This is a genomic window from Myxococcus sp. MH1 (assembly GCF_059738865.1).
The window spans coordinates 5,726,773-5,751,214 of record NZ_AP026947.1 but is presented as its reverse complement, the minus strand read 5'-3'; the positions used below and the strand labels follow the sequence as shown (position 1 = coordinate 5,751,214).

Annotated in this window: 21 protein-coding genes; 14 read left to right on the top strand and 7 right to left on the bottom strand. The window is 70.0% G+C overall.

Annotated elements, in window-relative coordinates; genetic code table 11:
- Window positions 1-50 precede the first annotated feature (50 nt).
- The 3 genes from AC6JA9_RS22550 (at window position 51) to AC6JA9_RS22540 (ending at window position 2,656) form a co-directional block, all read left to right on the top strand.
- Window positions 51-1,418, top strand: a complete 1,368-nt coding sequence (locus AC6JA9_RS22550; protein ID WP_483577962.1) for an amidohydrolase — start codon at window positions 51-53, stop codon at window positions 1,416-1,418.
- A 116-nt stretch (window positions 1,419-1,534) separates the two neighbouring features.
- Entirely contained in the window at window positions 1,535-1,834 is a 300-nt protein-coding gene (locus AC6JA9_RS22545) for a hypothetical protein (RefSeq protein ID WP_141330885.1), read from the top strand.
- A 51-nt stretch (window positions 1,835-1,885) separates the two neighbouring features.
- Entirely contained in the window at window positions 1,886-2,656 is a 771-nt protein-coding gene (locus AC6JA9_RS22540; protein WP_267700877.1) for an ATP-binding protein, read from the top strand.
- 15 nt (window positions 2,657-2,671) lie between these two features.
- On the opposite strand, the gene AC6JA9_RS22535 is transcribed toward AC6JA9_RS22540, so the two are convergent.
- Window positions 2,672-2,935 carry a hypothetical protein gene (locus tag AC6JA9_RS22535; protein ID WP_141330881.1) on the bottom strand — a complete coding sequence of 88 codons (264 nt, stop codon included), beginning with the start codon at window positions 2,933-2,935 and terminating at the stop codon, window positions 2,672-2,674.
- Window positions 2,936-3,204: 269 nt separating this feature from the next.
- Between AC6JA9_RS22535 and AC6JA9_RS22530 the strand changes: the two genes are divergently transcribed.
- The 3 genes from AC6JA9_RS22530 (at window position 3,205) to AC6JA9_RS22520 (ending at window position 6,418) form a co-directional block, all read left to right on the top strand.
- Window positions 3,205-4,737, top strand: a complete 1,533-nt coding sequence (locus AC6JA9_RS22530) for a methyl-accepting chemotaxis protein (protein ID WP_497957801.1) — start codon at window positions 3,205-3,207, stop codon at window positions 4,735-4,737.
- Window positions 4,738-5,274: 537 nt separating this feature from the next.
- Window positions 5,275-6,030, top strand: coding sequence for a hypothetical protein (locus tag AC6JA9_RS22525; protein ID WP_223749075.1), 756 nt, complete (start codon window positions 5,275-5,277; stop codon window positions 6,028-6,030).
- A 34-nt stretch (window positions 6,031-6,064) separates the two neighbouring features.
- The gene (locus AC6JA9_RS22520; protein WP_141330877.1) at window positions 6,065-6,418 is read left to right on the top strand and encodes a DUF2019 domain-containing protein; all 354 of its coding nucleotides are present in this window, start codon (window positions 6,065-6,067) and stop codon (window positions 6,416-6,418) included.
- A 24-nt stretch (window positions 6,419-6,442) separates the two neighbouring features.
- On the opposite strand, the gene AC6JA9_RS22515 is transcribed toward AC6JA9_RS22520, so the two are convergent.
- Window positions 6,443-7,945, bottom strand: coding sequence for an MFS transporter (locus tag AC6JA9_RS22515; protein WP_497957800.1), 1,503 nt, complete (start codon window positions 7,943-7,945; stop codon window positions 6,443-6,445).
- A gap of 208 nt (window positions 7,946-8,153) precedes the next feature.
- Between AC6JA9_RS22515 and AC6JA9_RS22510 the strand changes: the two genes are divergently transcribed.
- From AC6JA9_RS22510 to AC6JA9_RS22500, 3 genes are read left to right on the top strand one after another with little or no spacing between them, the layout of a single operon-like run.
- Complete coding sequence (locus AC6JA9_RS22510; protein ID WP_223783361.1) at window positions 8,154-9,152, top strand: polyprenyl synthetase family protein; 999 nt, start codon at window positions 8,154-8,156, stop codon at window positions 9,150-9,152.
- Complete coding sequence (locus tag AC6JA9_RS22505; protein WP_141332387.1) at window positions 9,149-9,739, top strand: GbsR/MarR family transcriptional regulator; 591 nt, start codon at window positions 9,149-9,151, stop codon at window positions 9,737-9,739. Before AC6JA9_RS22510 ends, AC6JA9_RS22505 begins: the two co-directional genes overlap by 4 nt.
- 10 nt (window positions 9,740-9,749) lie before the next feature.
- The gene (locus AC6JA9_RS22500; RefSeq protein ID WP_267700880.1) at window positions 9,750-10,271 is read left to right on the top strand and encodes a gamma-glutamylcyclotransferase; all 522 of its coding nucleotides are present in this window, start codon (window positions 9,750-9,752) and stop codon (window positions 10,269-10,271) included.
- Window positions 10,272-10,455: 184 nt separating this feature from the next.
- Here AC6JA9_RS22500 and AC6JA9_RS22495 read toward each other — a convergent pair whose 3' ends face one another.
- On the bottom strand, window positions 10,456-11,217 hold the full coding sequence (locus tag AC6JA9_RS22495; protein WP_497957799.1) for a hypothetical protein: 762 nt from the start codon (window positions 11,215-11,217) through the stop codon (window positions 10,456-10,458).
- 437 nt (window positions 11,218-11,654) lie between these two features.
- Between AC6JA9_RS22495 and AC6JA9_RS22490 the strand changes: the two genes are divergently transcribed.
- The 3 genes from AC6JA9_RS22490 to AC6JA9_RS22480 all read left to right on the top strand — a co-directional run bounded on the left by AC6JA9_RS22490 (window position 11,655) and on the right by AC6JA9_RS22480 (window position 14,771).
- Entirely contained in the window at window positions 11,655-12,314 is a 660-nt protein-coding gene (locus AC6JA9_RS22490) for a thioredoxin domain-containing protein (protein WP_223749069.1), read from the top strand.
- Entirely contained in the window at window positions 12,311-13,810 is a 1,500-nt protein-coding gene (locus tag AC6JA9_RS22485; RefSeq protein WP_426746316.1) for a methyl-accepting chemotaxis protein, read from the top strand. Before AC6JA9_RS22490 ends, AC6JA9_RS22485 begins: the two co-directional genes overlap by 4 nt.
- A gap of 76 nt (window positions 13,811-13,886) precedes the next feature.
- Window positions 13,887-14,771: an efflux RND transporter periplasmic adaptor subunit gene (locus AC6JA9_RS22480; RefSeq protein ID WP_223749067.1), complete on the top strand. Its 885-nt coding sequence runs from the start codon at window positions 13,887-13,889 to the stop codon at window positions 14,769-14,771.
- Between the two features lie 9 nt (window positions 14,772-14,780).
- On the opposite strand, the gene AC6JA9_RS22475 is transcribed toward AC6JA9_RS22480, so the two are convergent.
- From AC6JA9_RS22475 to AC6JA9_RS22460, 4 genes are read right to left on the bottom strand one after another with little or no spacing between them, the layout of a single operon-like run.
- Entirely contained in the window at window positions 14,781-16,175 is a 1,395-nt protein-coding gene (locus AC6JA9_RS22475) for an MBL fold metallo-hydrolase (RefSeq protein WP_497957798.1), read from the bottom strand.
- Between the two features lie 4 nt (window positions 16,176-16,179).
- Window positions 16,180-18,399, bottom strand: coding sequence for a peptidase domain-containing ABC transporter (locus AC6JA9_RS22470; RefSeq protein ID WP_223783357.1), 2,220 nt, complete (start codon window positions 18,397-18,399; stop codon window positions 16,180-16,182).
- Entirely contained in the window at window positions 18,392-19,348 is a 957-nt protein-coding gene (locus AC6JA9_RS22465) for an efflux RND transporter periplasmic adaptor subunit (protein ID WP_223749064.1), read from the bottom strand. Before AC6JA9_RS22465 ends, AC6JA9_RS22470 begins: the two co-directional genes overlap by 8 nt.
- Window positions 19,345-22,551, bottom strand: coding sequence for a lantibiotic dehydratase (locus AC6JA9_RS22460; RefSeq protein ID WP_497957797.1), 3,207 nt, complete (start codon window positions 22,549-22,551; stop codon window positions 19,345-19,347). The genes AC6JA9_RS22465 and AC6JA9_RS22460 overlap by 4 nt, the downstream gene beginning before the upstream one ends.
- Before the next feature lie 255 nt (window positions 22,552-22,806).
- On the opposite strand from AC6JA9_RS22460, the gene AC6JA9_RS22455 reads away from it, so the two are divergent.
- Both AC6JA9_RS22455 and AC6JA9_RS22450 read left to right on the top strand, forming a co-directional pair.
- The gene (locus tag AC6JA9_RS22455; protein ID WP_223749062.1) at window positions 22,807-23,013 is read left to right on the top strand and encodes a hypothetical protein; all 207 of its coding nucleotides are present in this window, start codon (window positions 22,807-22,809) and stop codon (window positions 23,011-23,013) included.
- A 190-nt stretch (window positions 23,014-23,203) separates the two neighbouring features.
- Window positions 23,204-24,400, top strand: coding sequence for a lanthionine synthetase C family protein (locus AC6JA9_RS22450; RefSeq protein WP_497957796.1), 1,197 nt, complete (start codon window positions 23,204-23,206; stop codon window positions 24,398-24,400).
- Window positions 24,401-24,442: the final 42 nt, after the last annotated feature.

Genomic DNA, 24,442 nt, shown 5'->3' with positions numbered 1-24,442 from the left:
GGGCCCGGGGAGGGGCATCTTGCGCGCGCTTTTCGGGGAGGAGACGTGGAATGGAAGTGACGGAGACCTTGCAACGCACCGAGCCCGCGCATGCCTGGCGCCCTCAGCTGACGACGGCGCACGAGCAGCTCGCGCCCAGGTTGGAGGCGTTCTATCGGGACCTGCATGAGCACCCGGAGTTGTCCATGCAGGAGCATCGGACGGCCGCGAAGGTGGCGAAGTGGTTGGAGGACATCGGCTACGAGGTGACCTCGGGCGTGGGGGGGACCGGCGTCGTCGGCATCTTGCGCAACGGGCCGGGGCCCACGGTGCTCCTGCGCGCGGACATGGATGGGCTCCCCGTGGAGGAGAAGACGGGCCGGCCCGACGCAAGCCATGTCACGGTGAAGGACGCACAGGGGCACACGGTGCCGGTGATGCATGCCTGCGGGCATGACGTGCACCTGACGTGTCTGGTGGGCGTGGCGGAGCTGCTCGCGTCGTCTCGCAACCACTGGCGGGGCACGCTGATGATGGTGGCCCAGCCCGCGGAGGAGACGCTCCAGGGCGCTCGGGCGATGATGGACGACGGGCTGTATGCGCGCTTCGGCACGCCGACCGTGGCGCTCGCGCAGCACGTGGGGCCGATGCCCGTGGGACTGGTGGGGTACCACCAGGGCGCTTCGATGATGGCGTCCGCGAGCGTGCGGGTGCGCATCCACGGCAAGGGTGGGCATGCCTCGCGGCCGCAGTCCACGGTGGACCCGGTGGTCATCGCGGCCTACCTGGTGACGCGGCTGCAGACCATCGTCTCGCGCGAGCTGGACCTCACCCAGGGTGGCGCGGTGATCTCGGTGGGGAGCCTGCACGCGGGGAGTCGCGCGAACGTCATCCCGGACGAGGCGGTGCTGGAGATGTCGGTGCGCACGCCGACCGACGCGCTCCAGGACCAGCTCATCGAGGCCATCTCCCGGATGGCCCGCGCGGAGTGCGAGGCGGGGCGCACGCCTCGGCCTCCGGACATCGAGGTGATCAGCCGCACGCGGGTGATGGTGAACGACGACTCGTACTCCCGCCGGGTGCGCGCCGCGCACGCCGCGTGGTTCGGCGAAGGCCACCTGGTCGACACGGGCATGGTGAGCGGCAGCGAGGACTTCCCGTACTTCGACGGGCGCACGTCCAACGACGCGTCGAAGGCGAAGGTCCCGCTCGTCTACTGGTACTTCGGCGGCACGTCCCACGACGCGTGGAAGCGCGCTCCAGGCAAGACGCTCTGGGAGAAGCTGCAGAGCCTGCCGTCGAACCACTCACCGTACTTCAACCCGTCACCGGACTGTCTGCGCTTCGGCTGCGAGTCGCTGCTGATGGCCGCGCTGGCGTGTCTGGATGAGGAGCCCAAGGCGGAGCAGGCGCCGGAGGCAGGCAAGCGGCTGCACTGAAAAGCCTCGGCGGCCGACGCTGACATTTCTACAGGGATTCAAGCGGTCCGTGCGCCAACCGTCCGATTTTCTTCAAAGGGCGGATGGCACGCGGACTGCTTTGTGCAGCGACCGTCATGAAGTCACCCAGGAACACGCACCGCCCGTACACCGTCGAGATTTCGGCGGGAGCCTGGAGCCAGGTCGCCCGGCTCTCCCAGGAGCGCTATCGCGCCATCCAGGCCCACCTGGAGCGCGTGGCCTCGCTCGGCGCGCAGACGGAGGTCTCGGCGACGTTCCAGGTGGACGAGCTGCACGTCCACTACGCGGTGGATGCGCGGCGCCGGCTGGTGACGCTGGTGGACATCACCCGGGACAAGGCGGGGGTGATGAAGGCGGCGGGGCGGTCCACGGCGCCCAAGGCCCCGGGCCTCTGAGTCGGGGCGGTGTGCTACGCCTGGGGGCATGACACGGGTGGTGGACGGGGCATGAGCCAGGACGACAAGCGGGAGCCTCGGCGGCTGGCGGACCTGCTGCGTCGGGGCATGTCCCAGGCGAAGCAGCAGCCCTCGGCGGGCCTGGCCCAACTGGAGGCGGACTGGAAGCAGCGGGAGCTGGAGCGGCAGCGGGCCGCGGAGGAGGCGAAGGCCCGGCATGCGTCCGCCCAGGTGCACGCGTGGCCCTCGCACCTGGAGCAGTGCGGCGCGCCGGCCGAGGCCGTGGCGGGCCTTCGAGGAGAGACGCCGCTCGAGACGGCGGCGCTCCGCGCGGCTCGGCATGTCCTGAGGGAGCGGCTGCGCAGCCTGCTGTTGTCGGGAGGCCCTGGCACGGGGAAGACGACGGGGGCGTGCTACCTCTTCCGGGCCGCCGTGCGCGGCGACCGGGGGCTGTCGGCGTGGGATTCGTCGGCGGGGCTCTTCATCGACTGGGCGCGCCTGTCGCGCGAGGAGGACTCCGAGGCGCGGCGGCGGTTGCTCCAGCGGGCGGCCCAGGTGCGGGTCCTGGTGCTGGACGATATCGGGGGGGAGGCGTCGGGCCCGCGGCGGCGGGAGCTGTTGGAGTCGCTCGTGGAGCAGCGGGACAGTCCGGACCTGGTGACGGCGTATACGACGCGTCTGTCGGTGCAGCGGCGCGAGGGTGGGCCCTCGCGCTTCGCCGAGTCCGTGGGGGCCCGCGTGGTCCAGCGCATGAGCCGCCAGGGGACGTTCCACCTGGCGGACTGTGGGAACAGGGACCTGCGTCAGGGCGGGAAGCCGTGAGCCCGGGCGAGGCGCTCAGGTGCAGCCGGGATCGCACGACTGCTGGGAGACGGAGTCGTAGCAGAGGTTGAAGACGACGTTGGAACAGCACTCCTGCACCTCGACGTTGCAGCCGTCCTGACAGGTCCAATAGGTGAAGACATGGCGGAAGCCGTCGATGCAGACCTCCGCCTTCTGCTCCTGTTCAGCCAACGGTGGTGGCTCCTGGGAGGGCTCCTCCACGCCACCACAGCCCAGCAGCAAGCACGTCGTCAGCGCGACTCCGAGAAGCTCTCGCATGCGACCTCCAGGGGTGAAGACTCGCGAGCGTAGCGCGGCCTTCGTGGCGCATGTCGAGGCCAGGGGACTCACATGCGGCGCCTCCGGGTGCAATTTTCTCCTGGGGATGCGAAAGCCAGACGTCTTCGCTCTCGCAGGGGTGTGCTGGGATTGGGGTGCCGACGGACCCTCGCGAGGATGAGAGGAATCGCTCGGCGGGGTGGGGTTGCGCTATTGGCAGTCACGCGTCCACAATTCGTCGCGTTCGCTCTGCATACCCTCGTGCTCGGATGCGACTCTCCCTCGTCCATAAAATCACCGTGGCGCCCGTGGTCGTGGCGCTGTTCTTCGCCCTGCTGTCCATGGGCTACACCATTCCGCGTCTGCGCCAGGCCTTCGAGGAGCAGGGCCACGAGATGAGCATGGCGGTGCCGACGGCGCTCGCCTCCGCGATGGCGGACCTGCTGCGCAACCGCGAGCAGCAGGAGGTCCAGCCCACGCTGGACGCCGTGGCTCGGGAGGGCGCGCTCGCCTACGTCGCGCTGGTGGACGCGCGGGGCTCGCTGGTCGCCGTGTCCGGGACCCACGCGTCGGTCCTCCGCGAGCACGTGGAGGGGCTGGCCATCTCGAAGGAGGGCACGCCGCTCGAGGCGCAGGGCATGGAGCTGCTCGACATGGCCGCTCCGGTCCCGGGTGGACTGGGGGCCGTGCACGTGGGCTTCAACCGCACGGAGGCTCGGGGCCGTATCGAGAGCGTCCTCGGCAACATGCAGCTCATCCTGATCGCCGTGCTCGTGGTGTTGATGGGCGCGGCGTGGACGCTGAGCCGCCGGATGGTGGCGCCGCTCGTCTCGCTCACGGGGGCCGTGCGCCGCATCGCCGAGCACGGGGACTTGCGTGAGCCGGTGCACATCTCGACGCAGGACGAGGTGGGGGAGCTGGCGCTCGCGGTGGGCATCCTGGTGGGGAAGCTGAAGGACCTTTTGCACCAGCTCCACTCGTCCACGGAGCTCTTGAGTGACTCCGTGCAGGGGCTCAACGAGTCCGCCAGCGAGCAGAACCAGATGGTCTCCCGGCAGGCCGCCGCCGTGCAGGAGACGCAGGTGACGGCGCAGGAGATCCGCCAGACGGCGCTGCTCGCGTCCAGCTCCGCGCAGTCGGTCATCGAGGTGGCCGAGCGCGCCGAGGCGCTGGGCAGGACGGGGGAGGAGGCGGTGGCCGCCAGCATCGATGGGCTGGTGGACCTGCGCTCCCAGGTGGAGCAGATCACCGAGCGCATCATGTCGCTGGGGGAGAGGACGCAGCAGATTGGTGGAATCACGGAGACGGTGAAGGACCTGGCGGACCAGTCGCATCTGCTCGCGGTGAACGCGGCCATCGAGGCGGCCCGCTCGGGCGAGCACGGCAAGGGGTTCGCGGTGGTGGCGCGGGAGATTCGCGCGCTGGCGGACCAGTCCATCCGCGCGACCAATCAGGTGCGGAAGATCCTCAACGACATCGGCGAGGCGATTGCGGGGACGGTGCAGATCACCGCGGAGGGGACCCAGCGGATGGAGGCGGGGCTCGCGCAGGCCCGCGCGTCCGGGGACACGCTGCGCGAGCTGACGACCATCGTCCAGGACAGCACGGCGTCCGCGCGGCAGATTGCGCAGACGGTGAACCAGCAGGCCACCGGCATCGAGCAGATCTTCACCGCCGTCAACGAGCTGAACGCGCTGATGGGCGACACGGTGAAGCGCATCTCCTCCACGAACGAGTCGGCCGTGTCGTTGAAGATGCTCTCCGAGCGGGTGGCGGAGGTGGTCCGGGCGTATCGGGTGTGAAGTCACGCCACCTCGAACAGCGAATTCTATGATGGGCTTGTTTTCAGCGTGAGCCTCGGGCGAGTCGGCGGGATGTGTGTAGGCATCCGCCGAATGCCCTGTTTCCCGAAGGTTTGTCAGACCTCAATGCCAGCATTTTGCCATGGGCCTTCACATAAGGAAGGCGTCGGGTGACGAATGCGTGCTGGTCTTTGGGTGGTGAGTGTCGCCCTTCTTTTCATGGGCTGCGCTGGAGTGGACTCCTCGACACGCGGGGACATGTTCCAGCAGCGAGCGGCGACACCAGGAGAGCGATGGGATTCTTCGAGCGAGACTCCCGAACGCGAAGTGGATGGCGACGCGGTCGACGCTCCCTCCGGTCAACGGCTCCACCGACGCCATTTGTTCCGGGACTCCGTGTCCCTTGGTACGGGCAGGAGACCTCAGGATTCGTTTGTTGCCCTGCTTCAGAAGGCGGGACTCGAAGATCGCGACGCGCAGCCAGTCGGGGGAAGCGCTCTCACCCCGATTCACGCAGCGAGACTCCTCGAAACGTTGTTGAAGAGGGAGGTCACGCTGGGGCAGTTCCCAGCGCGGGTTGCGGTGGGCTTCTTGCTGCGGGAGATCTTGGTCACGGGCGAAGTGTCGCGGGTCGAGTTGGTGCGCCGGGTCGGGCGCTTCAATCATCTGGCGGTACTCCGACCTGACGGATGCCTTGCGTGGGTGCTCACCGGAAGGACTCAGCAACGGGTGTCGCCCGTTGAATGGAAGGGCGGAGCCTTTCGCGCGCACGGCTTCGAACTGGGCCGCTTCTACGATGGGCGAACGGGCGTCTTCCGACTCCTCAACGATGAGCTGCGGGAGGAAACCGGCTTCCCCCTGGCTGACGTCCATGACGATGCCGATGTCATCAGTCGCACCCTGGACGGGGCCGAAGAGGCGTTCATCGGGCTCGCGCTGGCTGTGGGGAAGTTCTTCTCGACGTCACCAGCAGACAACTTCGCAGCCCTTCGGCAGATGCCTGCCTCCGTTGTGGCGTTGATGGAGTCCTCTCCGGAATACCTGGAACGCTTCCGATACATGCCCCGGGGCGAGCAGGTGCAGGCTGTCTCCAAACTGGTGACGAGTCTCATCGCCACGTGGGGAACAGTATCCGCCGCGACACGCACCTTGGAGGGGACAGCCCTCGCCACTGCGAGAATTCCAGCCCTCACATTGGCCGCAGACGGCACGGTGGCGCTGCGTTTGGTGGCGGCGCCTGTGGGGCGTGCGGCTGCGGTGCTGGGCGGTGGGCGCAGCGAGACTTCGGGCTGAGGGCTGTCGAGAACGTCCGCAAGGGGAGTTGGTGATGGACCTGGAGTCGCTCGTCGCGCAGTTCGCTGAGAATATCGCGGCGCAGACGGATTGTATCCGGAGTGGGGATGCGAAGCGCGGAAACAAGCATGCGGACAAGGCCTATGCCGCGTTCACGAAGTTGCGTTCCCTCGGCGATGCAGGCCGCGATGCCCTCGCATCATTGTTCTCGTCGCCTCGGGTCGACGTGCGAGTCACCGCCGCGGCCTTCCTGTTGAGGCACAAACCCAAGGAGGCCAGGGGGGTGCTCGAAGAGGCGGCACGAGGCGAGGGGATCTCCGCGCTCGGGGCTCAGCAGACGCTCAAGAACTGGGAGAACGGCACCTGGGCGTTGGACCCCCTGGAGTAGCCGGCCCCCGCCCATGTCGGCGCTTCAGCTCGGGCGGTGACTCCCGGTGCTCTCCCGCGCCAGCATCCTCGCCGCGTGCGGCCGGGGCATGAGCCGCGACACGAGCGCGCTCACCGACGTCACCGGGTGTGCCCCGGGCTCCGGGAGCCGCGACGCGAGCAGGGCCGCGCCGAGCCTCGCCACCGACGACAGCACGAACAGCACGTGCAGGTTCACCCAGGGCTGTCCTCCGAGCACGAAGTTCTCCGGCAGCGCGGAGGCGATGGCGCCCCCGAGCGCCGCGGCGAGCGCGTACGCCAATCCACCCGCCGTCGCGAACGCGGCCAGATAGAACGGCCGCCCCTTGCGCGGCGCCACCGTGAGCGGCAGCGCGAAGATGGCCAGGCCGTGCCCGCTCCACAGCGCCCCCGCGAGCACCACGTCGAACAGCAACGGCCAGAGCGTCCCCGCGGAAGGCAGGAGCCACAGCGCCGGGATGACGCCGATTCCCAGTGAGCACGCCATCAACACCGGCTGCGCCCCCACGCGGTCGATCATCTTCCCCCACAGGGGCGCGGTCAGGATGCGCACCCCCGCCACGGCCGCGGCATGCAGCGCCAGGATGACGAACGTCATCTTCAGGTTCTGGATGCTGTGCAGCGCGAAGAACGGCGCGGACACCCCCACCGCCGCGTTCCAGGCCACCTGATACGTGAGCACCCGCCGCGCGAGCGGGTCCTTCAGCGGCCCCAGCGCGCCCTTGATCTCCAGCCGAGGCGTGGTCCCCGGCGGCGCCGGGTCATGCTGACTGGCCATGAGCAGCGTCGTCACCACGCCCATCACGCAGGCCCCGAGCGCCAGCAGCGGCAGCGCCAGTCCCACCCCGTCCGCCGGACGCAGCCGGTCCAACAACAGCCCCGCCGCCAGCGACGCCAGCGTGCCCGCCAGCGTGGTGAGCGCGGTGCGCCGCCCGAAGAACCGGCCTCGCACCGCGCGCGGCACCAATTCCCCCATCCACGCCACCCACGCGTTGTTGCCCACCACCCCCAACACCGCCGACGCCCCCGCCACCCCCAGCAGCACGTGCTGGCGCGCCGTCAGGTCCAAATCCCACCACGGCAACACCGCCAACGGGAACATCACCAGTCGCGACAGGCAGATGGCCGTCAGCGCGACGCGCCGGTGTCCGAACGTCGACGTCAACCACGCCGCGGGGAACTGGATGAACTGCGCGCAGAACGGCAGCGCCGTCATCACCCCCACCAGCAGCGGTCCCAGCCCCAGCGCCATCGCCCACGCGGTGAGCACCGTGGCCCCGGCGCACGCGGTGAACACCTCCGCGAACATGCCCTCCGCCACGGACAGGCCCAGGGTCGCGCGCAGGCGCCGGGTGGGCGTCAGGTGCGCGTCCGGCCCGTCCACCGGAGGCGCCCCGAGCAGCGGCGCGGACGAGCCGGGCAGCGACGAGCCCGGACGGAAGAGGGGGACGGCGGAGGCGAGCGAGGCGAAGCTGCTCAGGACGTAACGACGGAAGGCGGCGGGGCTCAACGCGGTCCTTGCGACGAGGAAGCGGGGCGTCCCACGTCTGTCTCACGCCCGCGGCAGGGGCCTCAATCCGACCTCCCACCCCCCTCGGCCGCCCGCCTGGAGCCCTGCCTCCCCAGGCCGCCTGCTCCCCCGTCCGGAGGGGGACGCTGGAATCAGGTGCAGTTCAAGCGGTCTTGAACTATATGAACGTTCGAGGAGAACGGCGCACATGGAACTGGCTCGGGAGCTCACGGACTTTCTGGCGGCGGTGGAAGAGCGGCTCAGCGGCATGCTGGTGGATGGCAACGCCGGTCCGGACGTGAAGGGCGACACGCTGATGGAGGCGGCCCGGCACCTGTGCCTGGGGACGGGCGGCAAGCGGGCCCGGCCCATGCTGGTGCGGCTGTTCGGCGGCGCGGTGGGGGTGGCTCCGGAGCGGCTGGTGGACGTGGCGGTGGCGTCGGAGTTCATCCACTCGGCCAGCCTGCTGCACGACGACGTGGTGGACGCGGGCATGTTCCGCCGGGGCCGGCCCACGGTGAACGCGCGCTGGGGCAACATCGTGGCGGTGATGAGCGGAGACCTCATCCTGTCGACGGGCCTGCACCAGCTGGCGCTGCTCGACTCGCGGCTGACGCTGTCGGCGCTGTCGGTGGTCTCCGAGATGACCCGCGCGGCCATCGCGGAGGTGGAGGCGCGCGGAGACCTGGACCTGCCGCTCAACCGGCTGCGCTTCATCGCCGAGGGCAAGACGGGCTCGCTGTTCGGCTGGTGCGGACACGCGGCGGCGACGCTGGCGAACCAGCCCGACGCGGTGGAGCGCTTCGACGGGTTCGGCCGTCACCTGGGCGTGGCGTTCCAGATCGCCGACGACATCCGGGACATCCTGGGCACGGACGCGGGCAAGCCGCGGTACGCGGACGTGCACTCGCGCACCCCGTCGATGCCCATCCTGCTGGCGGTGGCCAAGGATGAGAGCCTGCGCCGCAAGCTGAAGGACGCGTGGGCCTTCTCCACCATCACGCCCGAGCGCACGAAGGAGATTGGCGCGGCCATCGAGGCCACGGGCGCGGTGGATGCGTCCATGGCGCGGATGAACGTGGAGATCGAAGCGGCGCTGGACAAGCTGGGGCACTTCGCGACGGACCCGGCGGGGGCGGAGCTGGTGGGCTGGGCTCGCAAGCTGTCGGCGGGGATCGCCGAGCAAGTGCAAGGACGCGCCGCATGAAAGGCTACCTGTGGACGGGGGGACACGGGAGCGCGGGCGGTGAGCCGCCGGTCGTCGAGGGCCGGCTCGCGCCATGGGAAGCCATCGCGGTGGACGCGGTGGGCAACGTCATCGAGTTCTGGGGCTTCAAACGCAACCAGGGCCGGGTGTGGGCGCTCCTGTACCTGCGCGGCGAGCCGCTGACGGCGGGGGAGATCGAGCGCGAGCTGGACCTGTCGAAGGGCGGGGTCTCCATGCTGCTCCGGGACCTGGAGCGCTGGGGCGTCATCCAGCGGGTGCGGCTGCCGCAGGACACCGTCTGGCGCTATGGCGCGGAGACGGACCTGGTGCGGATGGTCCGCCACGTCATCGAGGAGCGCGAGGCGGGCTTCGTGGCGCGCATCCGCGCGGACCTGGCGGAGGCGCGCAGGCTGGCGGAGACGACGGGCGGGGTGCCGCTGGAGCGGCTGGAGCGGCTGGAGAAGATGGCCACGCTGGCCGAGCACGTGGAGCGGGCGCTGCGGCTGTTCATCAAGACGTCGCGCCTGGACGTGTCCGGGGTGCTGGCGGTGTTTCGGGACGGGGCCTCGCGGCGCGGGGACCGGTAGGGGAGGGCTGATGGATTCGCACTACGACATGGTGATGAAGGCGCGCGAGGGCGCGGACCCGAAGGCGACGCGGCTGTACTTCGCGTACTCCACCATCCTGGACCGGGCGGCGTTCGAGGAGTGGCGGCAGCAGCACTCATACGGCTTCTTCGATCTGCCGGAGGGGCGGCTGGCGGAGGCGGTGGACGTGGACCTGGTCTACGACTTCCCGTCGCGCTGGTGGGGTGGACGGGTGGCGGGGCTGGCGGATGCACCGGGGGGCCGCATCTTCGGGCGGCTGTTCGAGATTCGCGGGCAGGACTGGCCCATCGTCCAGCACAAGGAAGGCTTCGTGACGGGGATGTGCGTGGAGCGCGCGGTGAAGGTGCGCGTGGACGGGCAGGAGGTGGAGGCCACCGCGTTCGTCACCAATCCCCGGCGCGCGTCGCAGGACGGCCCGGTGAGCCCTCGCTTCGTGGAGGCCCTGGTGCGAGGCGCCCAGGCGGCGGGCCTGCCGGCCGAGTACGTGGAGCGGCTCAAGCGCGGGGCCTAACGGGCTCGCGGTGGAGGCAACCTTCGGGGGCGCCGTGCGGATGCGCGCGGCGATGCCTAGGTTGCCTCCACGGCCATGTTCCTCTTCTTCTCCAACAAGCTGGGCTGCGCGGGCAGCATCCTCGTCTCGGTGGCGCTGAGCCTGCTGCTGTACTTCCTGTTCATGCGCGCGTGAGCGTGGGGGCTCAGACCTCGATGGCGCGCCCGGTGCTCAAGGTCACCCCCATCAGGCGGACGGAGTCCATTCCCAGCGAGGTGGCGATGGCCATCAGCGCGAACCGGGCGTACCTGTAGGCGTTGAACTTGAACTCGCCGAAGTTCGGGTCGAAGACGTACCAGTCCTGCCAGGTCATCCCATGGGAGCGGTAGACGCCGATGGCGTGCGCCCTGGAGGTCCCCTGCTTGTTGAAGAAGAGCAGGCAGGTGGACTGCTTGGGAACCAGCGCCATGAGGGCGTCGAACGAGGTCTGGAGGCTGTCCATGTTGCCGGGAGCCAGGGCCCAGTGGCCCAGCCCGGCGAGATGGAGGCCGAAGGCGAGGGCGAGCCCTGACTCCGTGGAGGTCAGATAGGCGCCATTGCCGTACTCCTGGCCTCGGGTGAGCCTCCTGATTTCGAGGGTGGTGGGGTCCTGGTCGGGGGGGACCTCCTCGTCATCGATGCGCCGGCTCTGTTGCGCGAAGAGCCGCGTCAACTTCAACTCGTCGACGGTGGCCTGGTCCCGGTCCAGCTGCTCGCCGTACAGCTTGTGTTGTTTTGTAATCTCGGCGAGGTCGAGGAGGATGGCTGTGATGCGTTGATCCGGGGTCTGCTTGAGCGACCAGTTCATCCAGACGGCCGATGCCATGATTTCCCGGGCCCAGCGACACGAGAAGGCAAAACATATCCTGCCGCCTCCGTAGCGGCTTTGGTTCATCAGTCGATGACTGATGGCGTTCTGCTGAATCATGTCCGAGATGGACGGTTCATTTCGCATGGGTTCACGGTCCTGATCCCAGGGGAGATGACGGGTCGCGTGCGCCCCCGCCGCGCAGTGCCTGGCGACACAGGCAGTGAATGGCTGCAAGCGCGTGGCCAGTACGGGGACCCGAAGGCGAACCCAGGGCGGCTCCGAGGCGTGCGTTTCGTCCAGACGCGGCTGCGTCCCCATACCACGCGTGAAGTAGGGCGGCCCTGGATGTGCGTGGGTGTCGGTGTCCCGCGATGGCCGAGCGAGGCGTCGCGGCGGGCGACGACACTGGCGGGTTGATACAGATTTACATGTATTAATGAGAATGCGCAGGCCTTGCGGCTCAATGCCTGCTTCCTCTGAAATACGGTTGCCACATCCACGGGATTTCTCCAGCATGGCCAAGAATGGCCGTCCAGGATGACCCACCCCCCGCCGTGGCTGTATCAGCCCGGGACTCCACCCAGGTCGGGTTGAGACATCGTGTGGGGCGGCCGGGTGTCCTGGCATGTCTGGTGGGCGCGTGGCTCGTGGCCTGTATCGCGGGAATGGGCCTGCTGTGGCGCTACGCGAACGCCGCGGGTGAGCGTTCCCTGCCGCCCGCGAGGCTGCCGGAGTCGCTGGGGCTCGCGCGTGGCCCAGGCGACTGGGCGCTGCTCGTCTTCCTCCACCCGCAGTGCGCGTGCTCGCGCGCGACGCTGACGGAGCTGGGGAAGCTGGTGCACTTCGCGGGGGCGCGGCTGGTGACGCGGGTCTACATCTGGGCGCCCCGCGAGGCGCCCGAGGGCTTCGTCCAGTCGGAGCTGTGGGAGCGCTCGCGGGCCTTGCCGGGCGTGGAGGTGCTGGCGGACGTGGACGGGCAGGTGGCGCGGGAGCTGGGCGCGGTGACCTCCGGCCACGTGGTGCTCTACGCGCCGGATGGCACGGAGCGCTTCAGCGGTGGCATCACCTCCGCGCGCGGACATGAGGGGGACAGTCCTGGGGGACTGGCCCTGCGCGCGTTGGTGTCATCGGGAGAGGCCGAGCGCTCCGAGTCGCCGGTCTTCGGCTGTGCGTTGAGAACACCTTCACAGGTCACGGGGGCTTCGCCACGATGAGGATCCAGGTTTCCGAGGCGGAGCTCGCCACGCTGTCTCAACAGCTCCACGCGAAACAAAGTCTGGCATTGAGCCGCCGCACGGACCGGACGTTCGCGGCGTTGATGGTCTTGCAGTGGCTGGGCAGTATCGTCGCGGCGCTGACCATCTCCCCCAGGGCCTGGGCGGGGCTCGAGAGCTCGGTCCACTTCCATGTCGAGGCCGCCGTCTGGCTGGGCCTGCTCTTCGGCGCACTGCCCGTCACCCTGGCGCTGACGCGGTCGGGGCGGGCCTCCACGCGCCATGTCATCGCGGTGGGACAGGCGTTGATGTCCGGCTTGCTCATCCACCTGATGGGCGGCCGCATCGAGACCCACTTCCACATCTTCGGCTCCCTGGCGCTGCTGGCCATCTACCGCGACTGGCGGGTGCTGCTGACGTTCAGCGGCGTGGTGGCGGCGGACCACTTCCTGCGCGGGGCGTTCTGGCCGGAGTCGCTCTTCGGGATTCACGCGCTGGAGTCCTGGCGCTGGCTGGAGCACACGGCGTGGGTGGTGTTCGAGGACCTCTTCCTCATCGCGTCCTGTGTGCAGGGGCAGCGGGAGATGCGGGACGCGGCGCGGCGGGAGGCGCTGCTGGAGTTGTCGCGGCGCGCGGTGGAGGAGCGGGTGGTGCGGCCGCTGATGGAGTCGGCGGATGCGCTGCGGGACTCCATGCGGACCCTGACGCAGGCGACGGCGGAGCAGCGCCGGGAGCTGGCCCGACAGGCGGGGGCGCTGGAGGAGACGCGGGTGACGGCGGAGGAGATCCGCCAGACGTCGCTGGTGGCCTCGCAGCAGGCGACGCGGATGATGGAGACCACGGCGGAGGCCGGGAACATGGGCGAGGCGGTGGAGGCCGCCATCGGCAAGAGCGTGGAGGGGCTGGCCGCGCTGCGCGAGCAGACCGAGGACCTCACCGAGCGCGTCCGGTCGCTGGGGGCGCACACGGACCGCATCGCGGGCATCACCCGCTCGGTGCAGGACCTGGCGGACCAGTCGAATGTGCTGGCCATCAACGCGGCCATCGAGGCGGCCCGCTCGGGCGAAGCGGGGCGGGGGTTCTCGGTGGTGGCGCGGGAGATTCGCGGGCTGGCCGGGCAGTCGGTGGCGGCGACGCAGCAGGTGAGGGTGGTGCTCGGGGAGACGCGCACGCGCATCCAGGGCGTGGTGGAGATCACCCGACAGGGCGGCGAGCGCATGAGTCGAGGCATCGAGAGCATCCGTGACTCCGGCGAGCAGCTGAAGACGTTGTCCGCGCTGGTGAAGAACAACGCGGACTCGGTCCGGCAGATCTCCGCGGTGGTGAGTCAGCAGTCCGCGGGCGTCGCGCAGATCTTCAACGCGGTGTCGGACCAGACGGAGCTGATGCGGACCTCGATGGCCCGCCTGGAGACCACGCACGCGGCCGCGGACGGGCTGCGGCACGTCACGGACCAGATCCACGACATCATCGCGCTGTATCAGGCCAAGAGCTGAGGCGTCACGCCTGCCCCACTGCCCAAGCCCGCCGCATGGACTACACTGGGCGAACGGCATGGGCTCCAGGCATTCGATGAGGTTCGGACAGGGAAGGGCGCTGGCGGGACTGTTGTGGCTGTCCTGCGCGAGTGCCCTGGCGCAGACTTCGGAGCCGGGCCCCAAGGAGCAGGTGCTCTCCGCGCCGCGTCCGCTGCTGGGCGTCGTGGTGGCCAGTCAGGTGCTGGACCTGGTGTTCGCGGTGGAAGGCCAGCTGAGCGAGGTCAAGGCCCACCTGGGGCAGCGCGTGCAAGCGGGCGAGGTCGTCGCCGCGCTGGACGCGGAGCCCCTCCGGCTGGAGCTGGGCACGCGTCAGGCCAACATGCGCGCGTCGGAGGCCGTCGTGCACCGGGCCGTGCTGGTCGTTGCCCAGGCCAAGCAACGACTCGCGCGCGAGCAGCGCATCCGGGACTTCTCCGCCGCTCAGGCCGAGGAGACGGCGCAGAACGACGTGGCGCTGGCGGAGGCGGACCTCCAACTGGCGCAGGCCCAGCTGGCCTCGACCACGGCCCGCGCGGCGCAGGCCGAGCGCGACGTGAACGTGGCCCGGTTGAAGGCCCCCTTCACCGGGACGGTCACCGAGCAGTACCTCACACCGGGCATGCGCGTGAGCATGGGCATGCCCGTGCTCAGGCTGGTGAGCGAACAGATGCGATTGCGCTTCGCCATCCCGGAGCAGCTGGCTCCAAGCGTGCGTCCCGGTGACACCGTGCGGGTGCGCCTGCCCGCGGTGAATCTGGAGCTGACCGCCGTCGTTGACCGGTTGTCGCCCGAGGTGGACCTCTCCTCGCGCCATCAGAAGGCCGAGGCCTTGCTCCAGGTGTCCGAGGCGCTGCGCAGCCAGCTGGCCAGTGGACTGGTCGCGGAGGTGTACCTCCAGCCCGGCCCCCGTGCGCGAGGCCGTGTCGTGACCACGCCTTGAGCCCGGGCGTCAGCGCGCGGCGTCCAACCGCAGCTCGCCGCGCTCGAAGCGCGCCACGTCCCCGGGGCTCCAGTCCAACACCTTCGTGCCGACGCCCAAGACCTTCAGGTGGTCGCGCACCGCCGCGCCGCAGGCGGCCTCGGACGGCTCGCCCAGTCCCCAGCCGACGTCCTGGATGGCTCGGCCCACGCCCTCGAAGCCGTTCGCGTAGGGCAGGAACCAACGTGCTCCGGCGGCGGCGCACACCTGGGCCACTCCCGCGGGCCCGGCCGTGGCACTGCGCAGCCGTCCGGCCAGGTGGTCCGCGTACAGCTCGCGCAGCCTCGTCCAGGGCAGCGCGGCCCAGTAGTGACTCAGTCCTCCGAAGAAAGGCGAGAGGAACTCACGCTGGCACGAGAGCACCGCGTCGACCGGCCCCAGCTCCCGGCGCGAGCGCTCGACCACCGCCTCCATCCGTCCCTCCGGGTCCGTCCCGCTGTCCACCAGCAACAGGCAGCTGAAGTCCTCGGTGGTGAAGCGGTAGCAGTTGCCCCAGCTCCGCAACCCCTCGGCGAGCGGCGGACCGTCCGACGACGGCTGCTCGCCGTAGAAGGGCAGCACGTCCACGCGGATGTCCCCCACGTGCACCGTCTCACCCCACTGGGGCGCCAGGGCGCGCTGGCCACACGTGCCCAGCACCTGGGCGAAGTCCTGCATCGTCAGCAGGTTGGGGCGAGGCACGCGCGGCACCAGCACCGGCACGCTCGCGTCCGTCAGGTGCGACAGCATCGACGGCACGTGCCAGTGGTCCACATGCCCATGGGTGATGGCCAACGCGTCGGGGGGCCCGTGGGCCAGGTTTCCCGGTGCCAGTCCGACGTGATTCATCCGCCGCTGGAGCGGAATCGGGTCCACCAGCACCGACGTCGTCCGCGAGCGGATGAGCACACTCGCATGCTCGCGTCGGTAGATGCCCGGACCGGAGGGCTCCACCCAGGGCGCGGGGTGCGGCCCCGCGGCGAAGAGCGAGTCACGCCAGCCCGCCTCATCGAAGGGCCACGCCTCGCGCACCTCCTCCAAGGTCGAGGCGAGCGCCGTGGCGCGCAGGAACCCGGCTACCGCCGGCACGTCCTCCACGGCCAGCCGCGTGCGCCAGCGCTCCTCGCCCTGCTGGAGCACCCACCACCAGGCACCCTGCTCGGGGAAGAGCACCGGTGACTCCACCAGGAAGCCACCGTCGTCCACGCCCTGGGGACGCAGCAGCCTCGGCCCCAGTCTCGCTTGCGCCGCTTCCAGCACCCGCCGCGAGCCCTCGGGGTCGAAGCCCTCACGCAGCAGCCCGTCCAACAGCTCGGTGAACGGCACTGCGCCCACCCTGTCCGGCAGCGGCGTGAGGTCCAGGATGACGTCCGGCGCGAAGCGCATGCGGCTACCCCGCGGCCTGGTGGGGACGGTCCTGCGAGGACACCAGCTCGAAGTAATCTCCGCGCTTCTCCATCAGCGCGGCATGCGTTCCCTGTTCCACCAGCTGGCCGTTCTTCATCACCAGGATGAGGTCCGCCTCGCGCACGGTGCTCAGCCGATGGGCGATGACCACCCGCGTGCAGCGCAGCTCCGCCAGCGCGTCCTGTACCGCCCGCTCCGTCCGGGCATCCAGGGCATTCGTCGCCTCGTCCAGCAGGAGGATGGAGGGGTTGGCAGCCAGCGCGCGCGCAAGCGCCAGTCGCTGCCGCTGGCCTCCGGACAGCGAGGAGCCCATCTCGCTCAGCACCGTCTCGTAGCCCATGGGCATGGCGACGATGTCGGCATGCACCTGCGCGCGGCGCGCCGCCTCCTGCACGGTCTCCATTGGCAGCTGCGGGTCCGAATAGGCGATGTTGCGACGCACGTCGCCTCGGAACAGCGAGGGGTTCTGCAGCACCACTCCCAGCTGCCGCCGCAGCTCCTTGAGGTCCAGGTCCTGGAGGGGCACGCCGTCGTAGCGGATGGTGCCCGAGCTGGGCAGGTACAACCCCAGCAGCAGGTGCGCGAGGCTGGACTTGCCCGCGCCCGACGCGCCGACGATGGCCACGAACTGTCCCGGCTCGATGGTGACCGACACGTCCCGCACCACCAGCGGCGAGTGGGGCCCGTAGCGGAACGACACGCCCTCCACCTGGATGCACCCCGCCACCTCGTGGCTGCGGCGACGCTCTCCCGGGAGCTGCTCGGCGGGTGACTCCAGCACGTCGTCCACGCGTGCCAGATAGCTGCCCACGAGCTGGAGCTGGAACGCCGTCGTCACCAGGTTCGAGACGGGCAGCAGGAAGCCCGCCGCCAGGGCGTTGAGCGCCAGCATCTGTCCGAGCGTGAGCTGCCCCTCCATCACCAGCAGCGCCCCCAACCCCATCACCATCAGCGGCGACGCCATCCGCAGCGTCGCGGTCAGCGAGTCCGTGAGCGCCGACACCCGGCCGCGCTCCAGCGACACATTGAGCACGTCCACGTAGAGGTTGGACCAGTGCTGCACCGCGCGGTCCTCCAGCCCCATCGCCTTCAGCGTCTGCACGCCCGTGAACAGCTCCACCTCGTAGTTCTGCGCCGACGCGCTCACCTCCAGGTTCTGCGCCATCAGCTCGCGCTGACGTCGGCTGGAGAAGAGGAACACCGCGCCTTGCAACAGGGCGAGCACCGTCACCAGCGCGCCCATCTTCGCGCTGCCGGCGAACAGGAGCCCCAGGTAGAGCAGCACCAGGCTGCCATCCAACAGCCCGGACAGCGTGCCCGCGGTGAGCAGCTCGCGCACCGTGGTGTTGCTGTTCAGGCGGTTCATCAGGTCGCCCGCCGAGCGCAGCTGGAAGAACGAGAACGGCAGGTGCACCAGGTGGTCCAGGAAGCCCAGCGTCAGCCGCGCATCCAGGTGCGTGCGCAGTTGCAGGAGCAGGTGCGCGCGCACGAGCGACGAGAGGAACTGGAAGCCCACCAGCGCGGCCATCCCCGCGCCCAGCGTGGCGAGCAGCGGCACGTCTCCGGCCGGCACCACCCGGTCCACCACCGCGCCCGTCAGCGACGGCAGCGCCAGGGCGAACAGCTGGAGCAGCAGCGACATCACCGCCACGCGCAGCAACGCGGGGCGCTCCTCCAGCAGCAGGTGCAGGTATCGATTGGGTCCTCGACGCGGCGCCGCCGTCTCGAAGGTCTCCGAGGGCTCGAAGAGCAGCGCCACGCCGGTGAAGGACTTGCGGAACTGCTCCAGCGGAACACGGCGCCGACCGAAGGCCGGGTCCACCACCTCCACGCCCGCGCGCGTCAGGCGCTCGAAGACGATGAAGTGACGGAACTCCCAGTGCAGCACCGCGCCCGGCTCCAGCAGGTCGAGCTGGTCCATGTCGACCTGGGCCGCGCGGCCCACCAGGTCGAAGCGCCGGCCGGCCTCCAGGATGGCGCGGGCGGAGATGCCCCGGATGGAGAGGCCCGCGGCCGCGTGCACCTCATCCAGCTTCACGTGGCGGCCCCAGTAGCCCAGCACCATGGCGAGGCACGCCGCGCCGCAGTCCGTGGACGCCATCTGCGTGACGACGGGGATGCGGCGCCGGCTGAAGCGCGCGCCCAGCCGCTGCAGCGCGGGGAAGCGCTCGAGGAACGAGGGGGGTGGGGTGGGCTCAGTCACGTTGCTTCCCGAGCAGCTCCAGCACCGGCAGCAGCGTCAGCCAACCATTGCGCGCGCGCACCTTCACCCAGGCTTCTCCGGCCATGCCGGGGTGGTACGCGTAGGTCTCGCCATCCGACTCGAAGGTCTCCCGGGGCAGCCGGGCCTCCACCAGCACCACGGGGCCGTCGTCCACGGTGATGGCGTCCCCGACGCCGGGCCCCAGGTAGCGGCGCACCTCGGCGGGGCCCACCAGCTCGTCGCTGACGGAGGCGACCTGGAGCGACTGCCACGCGTACGGAAAGCCGGTGAGCTCCATGCGCAGCGGCTGTCCGGGGCGCAGCATGGGACGGTACTGTCCGGGCACCAGGGCCACGGCCCAGGCCTCCGCGCCGCCGCGCACCAGCGACACGACGATCTCGCCCGCGGTGAGGAACTGCTGCTCGCGCACGCGCACCTCGCCCACCTGTCCATCACAAGGGGCCTTCAGCACGCGCTCACCCATCCGGGCCTCGGTCAGCTCGAGCTGGGCCCGGAGCGTGGTCAGGGCCTGCCTGGAGTCGACATTGAGTGGCTCCAGCAGCCACATGGCGAGACGCGAGCGGAACTCCTCCTTCATCCGCTCCCGGTCCGCCGTCTCGCCCCCCGCGTACAGCTCCACCAGGGGCTGGCCCGCGCGCACTTGTTCGCCCCGGCGCACCAGGACCCGACTGACGCGGCCACCGGCGGTGGAGGTGACCTCCTCCATGCCCTTGATGCGTACCAGCACCGGACCCCGCGCGTAGTCGTTGATGTCCACCAACGCGAGGCCCACGCCGCCCACCACGACGAGCGCGACCACCAGCCACCAGACGGCGTGGGTCCACCCTGGCGTGATGCGCAGGAGCGCGCCTCGGGCCTCGGGCCGGGCGTGATGCTCCAGCGCCTCTTGTCGGAAGAGCTTCTGCGGGGGCGGCTGTACGTCGCTCATGTCTTCATCGTCCGTGCCCGGCGCGAACGATACAGGCGCGTCAGGAAGTCATAAAGGATGAGCTCCTGCGCGCGCTGGTCCGCGGGCAACAGCCGGTTGACGTGCATGTGCAGGAGGCTCTCCGCCAGCGCCTCCACCTTCCCGGAGAGCCGGCCTTCCGATTGGGCGTGTCGCAGGTGCTCGACCACGGGACGCATCGCTTCGCTCCGGCGCTGGAGGGCGCGCAGCCCTGGCCGCCAGGGGCCCTCCGTATCGTGGGGCGTCTGGAGCAGCGCCTCCAACGCGCGAGCCTCCTTGCGGAACCGGGTGCTCAGCTGCGCCTCGAAGTGTCGCTCCACCTTGAACTCGGCGCCGAAGCTCCGGCGAAGTCGCTGCATCACCTCCAGCTTCGCGTCGAGGTCCATCCCCAGGTCCTCGAGCAGCGCATCCAGGCCCTTCACGCCCAGACGCCACCGCGTCTCCGCGCCCGCGTCGCCGGGGTATGCCTCCAGCATGGCGAGGACCGCCTCGCTGTCCGCCTGGAATGCCGCCTCGCAAGCCTCCATTCCGGCCGGGCCTCCGTAGCGCTCCACCTCGCGCTCATAGGTGTCGATTTGCAGCCGCCACGCTTCACCCGAGGCGAGCGCCCGCGCACAGGCGTCGCGCAGCAGGGGCCACACCTCGGTGTCCAGTCGCCGCGGTGCGCCGTGGAAGCGCAGCCGCACGTGGGGCTCGGGGTCGTGATAGCGGATGAAGAACCACCGGTCCGACGCGCCGCTGGCCACCGCCGCGCGGATCGCCTCGCCCAACGTGGTGCGCAGCAGTCGGTCCAGCGTGCCGGTGCCGCCGTACAGCTTCACGTACAGCCACTCCGAGCCGGGCGGGAAGGTGCGCATCCCGGACGACTCGACGGTGCTCCTCGTGGCGGGCCGAGGGGGCTCCGCCGCGTGACGGAGGAAGGGGATGACCACCTCGTGTGAATAGCGGCCGGTCTCGCCCTCGATGCACACGTCTCCGGGGCCGGGCAGCAGCTCCTCCAGCGTCGCGTACGGGCGGGCCTTCACCACCTGCACCAGGGACTCGACGCTCAGCACGTTGTCCAGGTCCACGGGGAGCTGGTTGTCCGCGTCACTCAGGCAGACCCAGCGCGGCAGGCGCGCCTCGTCGCGATGGCGCTGCACGGCCTCGAAGCGCGCCACGCCTCGCGCCGCGCCCCAGGCCTTCAGCGTGTCGCCGCGCACGCGCCACGTTGCGGGCGACAGCACCAGTCGTCCGTGCGCCACTCGCGGAAGGAAGGGCGCATCCGACAAGGGCCCCCACTCGAATCGGAGCGCGTCGACGTCCTGGGATTGCAGCGCGCCCAGGAAGCGGTAGGCCCCCAGGCCGCGAGCACCGAAGTTGTGCGCGTTCGTCAAGCGCGGCACGACCTCGCGGCCCTCTCGGCCCGAGCGCAGCACGATGCGGTGGCCCTCCACCGACACCCACAGGTCCGTCATCGGGAGCTGCGACGACTCCGGCAGACCGGAGCGGCCGAGGAAGACCAGGTCGTGCTCTCGCAGCGCGGGGCGGCAGAGGATGTTGCCCACGCGGCCCTCGGGCATGTGCACCACCTCCGCGAACAGGGCGTCGGGTCGCAGGGCCTCCTCGGCCTGCAGGTAGCGCCGCACCGCGGCTTCCAGCTCCTTGTCCCCATGGCAGAAGCGCCCCAGGTAGAGCGCTCCCGAGGGGCCATGCACGTTCTCCAGCAGGAAGCGGAAGCGCCCCGCCTCCACGGCCTCCGGTGAATCCGCCAGCACCGTGCCCACCACGCCGAAGGACTCCGGCAGCCGCGCAGGGCGGCGGGCTTCCAGGGCCTGGAGGTCCGACTCGTCCAGCACCAGCTCCACCGCACCCGAGCGGCGTACGGACTCCAGCCGGTGGAGCAGGTGTGTCCAGCGCGGCTCCCACCGGGGGCCCTCCTGTCCACCCTTGCCGGGGAAGAAGAAGCCCGCGAGCAGCGGGCCGGTGCCCGCGCCCGGACCTCGTGACGTCATGAAGCCGACGCCGCTCTCTTCATCCAGGGCCTCCAGCAGCGGCACTGGACGTCCCTCGTAGCGTTCCAGCAGGCGCTGGCGGAAACGGCCCAGGGCGGTTCCTTCTCCCGCCGCGGGAGAGATGCGCTGGAGCAGCGTCACGCCTCGCACCACCTCGTCCAACACGCGACGCGGCAGACGCACCTCGTGCGCGGGGCGGAACATGTCCACCTGGAACAGGCGCGACAGCTCCACGGGGACCGGCAATGCCTCGAGCGTCCTGGCGACTTCGCGGTAGGTCTCCGGCGGCAGGCCCGGAGGCCTCGAGTCCAGGTCGGTCAGCGTGGTGGTGACCTGCGTGAGTCGCTCGCTCACGGTCGACAGCGCGGGGAGGTCCCGCGCGGACTCCAGCAGCGAAGGCAGGGGCTCGGGGCCGGTGACGACGGGCGCCCACGTGCTCACCAGCAGCTGCGCCTGCACCAGGCTCTCCAGATACTCGAGGGCCTCCTCCTCGGAGACACCCTCGGTCGAGACCAGCGCGTTGGCCAACGTCGCGAGTGGCGCGCCACCGCGGGCCTTCTCCAGGGTGGTCTCCAGGTGGGGTTCGGGCTCCACCGCGACCAGGTGATACGAGCGCTCGCGGCCGTTCAGCCGGGACTCCATGTAGCGAAGCTGGCCACCGGCACGATACAGGCTGGAGTTGGGGACGTAGCGGAGCGCGCGTCGAACCTCCGGCTCCCGCGATACGTGAGACACCAGGGCGCTCACGTAGTCCATGTCCAGCCGCGTGTGACGGCGCACACCGGTGCGCCCCTGGATGCGCAGCGACGCGGTCTCACCCAGGTCGCCCACGGCGTGGCCCGCGAACAGGCCGAACGGGGTGGCGCGACCGGCCATGCGCGCCAGGTAGCGCACCAGGGTGTGCTCCACCTTCTGGCCCGCTTCGGACCCGGGTGACTCCAGCCATGTCGACAGGCTGTCCATCAACGAGGGCGAGGCGATGAACAGCGCCTCGCGCACCAGCGGATCCTCCACGTGCGCGCGCAGGCGTTGGCGCAGCAGCACGCGATCCCGTGCCAGCGCCGCTTCGAGGTCCTCGGGTCGGGCTCCCGGCGCCTCGAGTCCGCGCGCCCACTCCACCAGCACGTCCAGCGGAAGCAGGGGCGTGCGGATGGCCAGGAAGCCGTCGTGTCGGAAGGGAGCCCTCCGCACGGAGGGGGAGCGAGCATCGGCGGCGGTCAAGGATGTCTCAAGGTGACGGACTGTGTCGCGAGTCTCCGGATAATGGATGTGCGCGTCATCCGTCAATCCGCCCATTTCTTTATGACCCACCTTTTCTTGACTTGATTGTTTGAGTTAGGAGTCAAGCTGTCCGCCACGGAAGGTTGTCGTGACGGATTCTGCACCGCGTCATGTTTCGTGACGTGAAACCCGTGTCGTCATCCCCCTCACTGATCAGGAGTTCTTGTGAACGAGCCGAAGAAGACGGTCGTCGCGAAGCGCAAGCTCACCCTTCACCGCGAGACGCTGCGCTCCATGGACGAGGGTGCGCTCCAGATGCTGGATGGCGTTGTCGGTGGCACCGGCACCACCAACCCCTACACCAACTTCCCCTCGGGCAAGTGCGGTGTGATCGAGACCTCTCCCGAGGTGGCTGGTCAGGTCGATCCGTAGTCGTCTTTCCGTGTCGCGGTGCTCACCGTGACGCGGGAGTCGAAGGCCTGGGGTGCCCGGTCAGCCCGTGGTTGGCTGGGCACCCTGTCGCGCGAGCTGGGTCGAGAATGTATCAGGTCTGGGGTGTTTCAGACTCGGCGCGCCTGTCTGTGATGGGTTTTGTGGCGCGTGACGTCTTGAGACATGAAACATGAACGGAGACATGGACTGCTCCGCGAGTTGGCGGCCCCTGGTGGCAGGGGCGCTTCAGGAAGAGGTGCTCCAGGTCGTTCAGGGGTTGGCTCGGGCGATCGAGGAGTCCCTCTCGCAGCGTGTTCCGGATGCATCGCTGGCGTCTGGAGACTCGGGCCTGGCGCTGCTGTTCGCCTGGATGGACAAGGTGGCCGCGTCCGCGCATCACGCGGGGTTGGCGCGGGGGCTGCTGGATGACGCGATGGAGGCGGTGGCGTCACGTCCCATGGGGATGTCGCTGCATTCGGGTGTGAGCGGGGTGGCGTGGGCGTTGGAGCACCTGGGGGAGGGCGGCGACGCGTTGGAGGAGGTGGACGCGGCGCTGGCCCAGCGGCTGGCCGTGGCTCCCTGGACGGGGCCCGTGGAGCTGCTCTCGGGGTTGGTGGGGTTGGGGGTGTATGCGTTGGAACGTTTGCCCCGGGCGGATGCACGGCGTTGCCTGGAGGGTGTGGTCGCTCGACTGGGAGAGACCTGGCGGCGCGAGTCGCCCGAGGGGGGGCACGACCTGGGCGTGGCACATGGTGTGCCGGGCGTCATCGCGGTGTTGGCGGGGGCCGTGAGGGCTGGGGTGGCGGAGTCAGAGGCCCGGGGATTGTTGGACGGTGTGTGGTCCTGGGTGATGGCGCAGCGACTGCCACTCGTGGGGCGACGATTTCCGCACGGGGTTGTTGCTGGCAAGACGCCGCAACCCACTCGCGCCGCGTGGTGCTACGGAGATCCGGGCGTGTCGCTGGTGCTGTTCACGGCGGCGAGTGCCGTGGGGGAGCCTGGCTGGGCGGCCGAGGCGCTGGACATGGCGCGTGAGGCCGCGAGGCGCCCGCTGGAGGACTCCGGGGTGAAGGATGCGCCGTTGTGCCATGGCGCGGCGGGGCTTCTCCACATCTACAACCGGTTTCATCAGGCCACGGGGGAGGAGCTCTTCGCGAGCACGGCGCGGCGGTGGCTGGAGCATGCGCTGCGCTTCGGGCAGCCGGGGAGGGGAGTCGGGGGCTTTGCCTTCTGGGGGCAGGATGCGCGGGGTGTGCCCTCGTGGGTGGATCGCCCTGGGCTGTTGGAGGGAACGGCGGGCATCGCGCTCGCGCTGCTCGCGGCGGCTTCGAGCGTGGAGCCGAGTTGGGATCGGGTGCTGCTGATGTCGCTTCGTGAATCGGCGTGAGTCTGAACGAGAGCCGTCGGAGGCATCGCACCTCGGGGCATG

Bases quoted from the DNA above. Each gene is read 5' to 3' on its own strand.
- AC6JA9_RS22550 (WP_483577962.1), top strand. From the start codon at position 51: ATGGAAGTGACGGAGACCTTGCAACGCACCGAGCCCGCGCATGCCTGG.
- AC6JA9_RS22545 (WP_141330885.1), top strand. From the start codon at position 1,535: ATGAAGTCACCCAGGAACACGCACCGCCCGTACACCGTCGAGATTTCG.
- AC6JA9_RS22540 (WP_267700877.1), top strand. From the start codon at position 1,886: ATGAGCCAGGACGACAAGCGGGAGCCTCGGCGGCTGGCGGACCTGCTG.
- AC6JA9_RS22535 (WP_141330881.1), bottom strand. From the start codon at position 2,935: ATGCGAGAGCTTCTCGGAGTCGCGCTGACGACGTGCTTGCTGCTGGGC.
- AC6JA9_RS22530 (WP_497957801.1), top strand. From the start codon at position 3,205: ATGCGACTCTCCCTCGTCCATAAAATCACCGTGGCGCCCGTGGTCGTG.
- AC6JA9_RS22520 (WP_141330877.1), top strand. From the start codon at position 6,065: ATGGACCTGGAGTCGCTCGTCGCGCAGTTCGCTGAGAATATCGCGGCG.
- AC6JA9_RS22510 (WP_223783361.1), top strand. From the start codon at position 8,154: ATGGAACTGGCTCGGGAGCTCACGGACTTTCTGGCGGCGGTGGAAGAG.
- AC6JA9_RS22505 (WP_141332387.1), top strand. From the start codon at position 9,149: ATGAAAGGCTACCTGTGGACGGGGGGACACGGGAGCGCGGGCGGTGAG.
- AC6JA9_RS22500 (WP_267700880.1), top strand. From the start codon at position 9,750: ATGGATTCGCACTACGACATGGTGATGAAGGCGCGCGAGGGCGCGGAC.
- AC6JA9_RS22495 (WP_497957799.1), bottom strand. From the start codon at position 11,217: ATGATTCAGCAGAACGCCATCAGTCATCGACTGATGAACCAAAGCCGC.
- AC6JA9_RS22485 (WP_426746316.1), top strand. From the start codon at position 12,311: ATGAGGATCCAGGTTTCCGAGGCGGAGCTCGCCACGCTGTCTCAACAG.
- AC6JA9_RS22480 (WP_223749067.1), top strand. From the start codon at position 13,887: ATGAGGTTCGGACAGGGAAGGGCGCTGGCGGGACTGTTGTGGCTGTCC.
- AC6JA9_RS22475 (WP_497957798.1), bottom strand. From the start codon at position 16,175: ATGCGCTTCGCGCCGGACGTCATCCTGGACCTCACGCCGCTGCCGGAC.
- AC6JA9_RS22465 (WP_223749064.1), bottom strand. From the start codon at position 19,348: ATGAGCGACGTACAGCCGCCCCCGCAGAAGCTCTTCCGACAAGAGGCG.
- AC6JA9_RS22450 (WP_497957796.1), top strand. From the start codon at position 23,204: ATGAACGGAGACATGGACTGCTCCGCGAGTTGGCGGCCCCTGGTGGCA.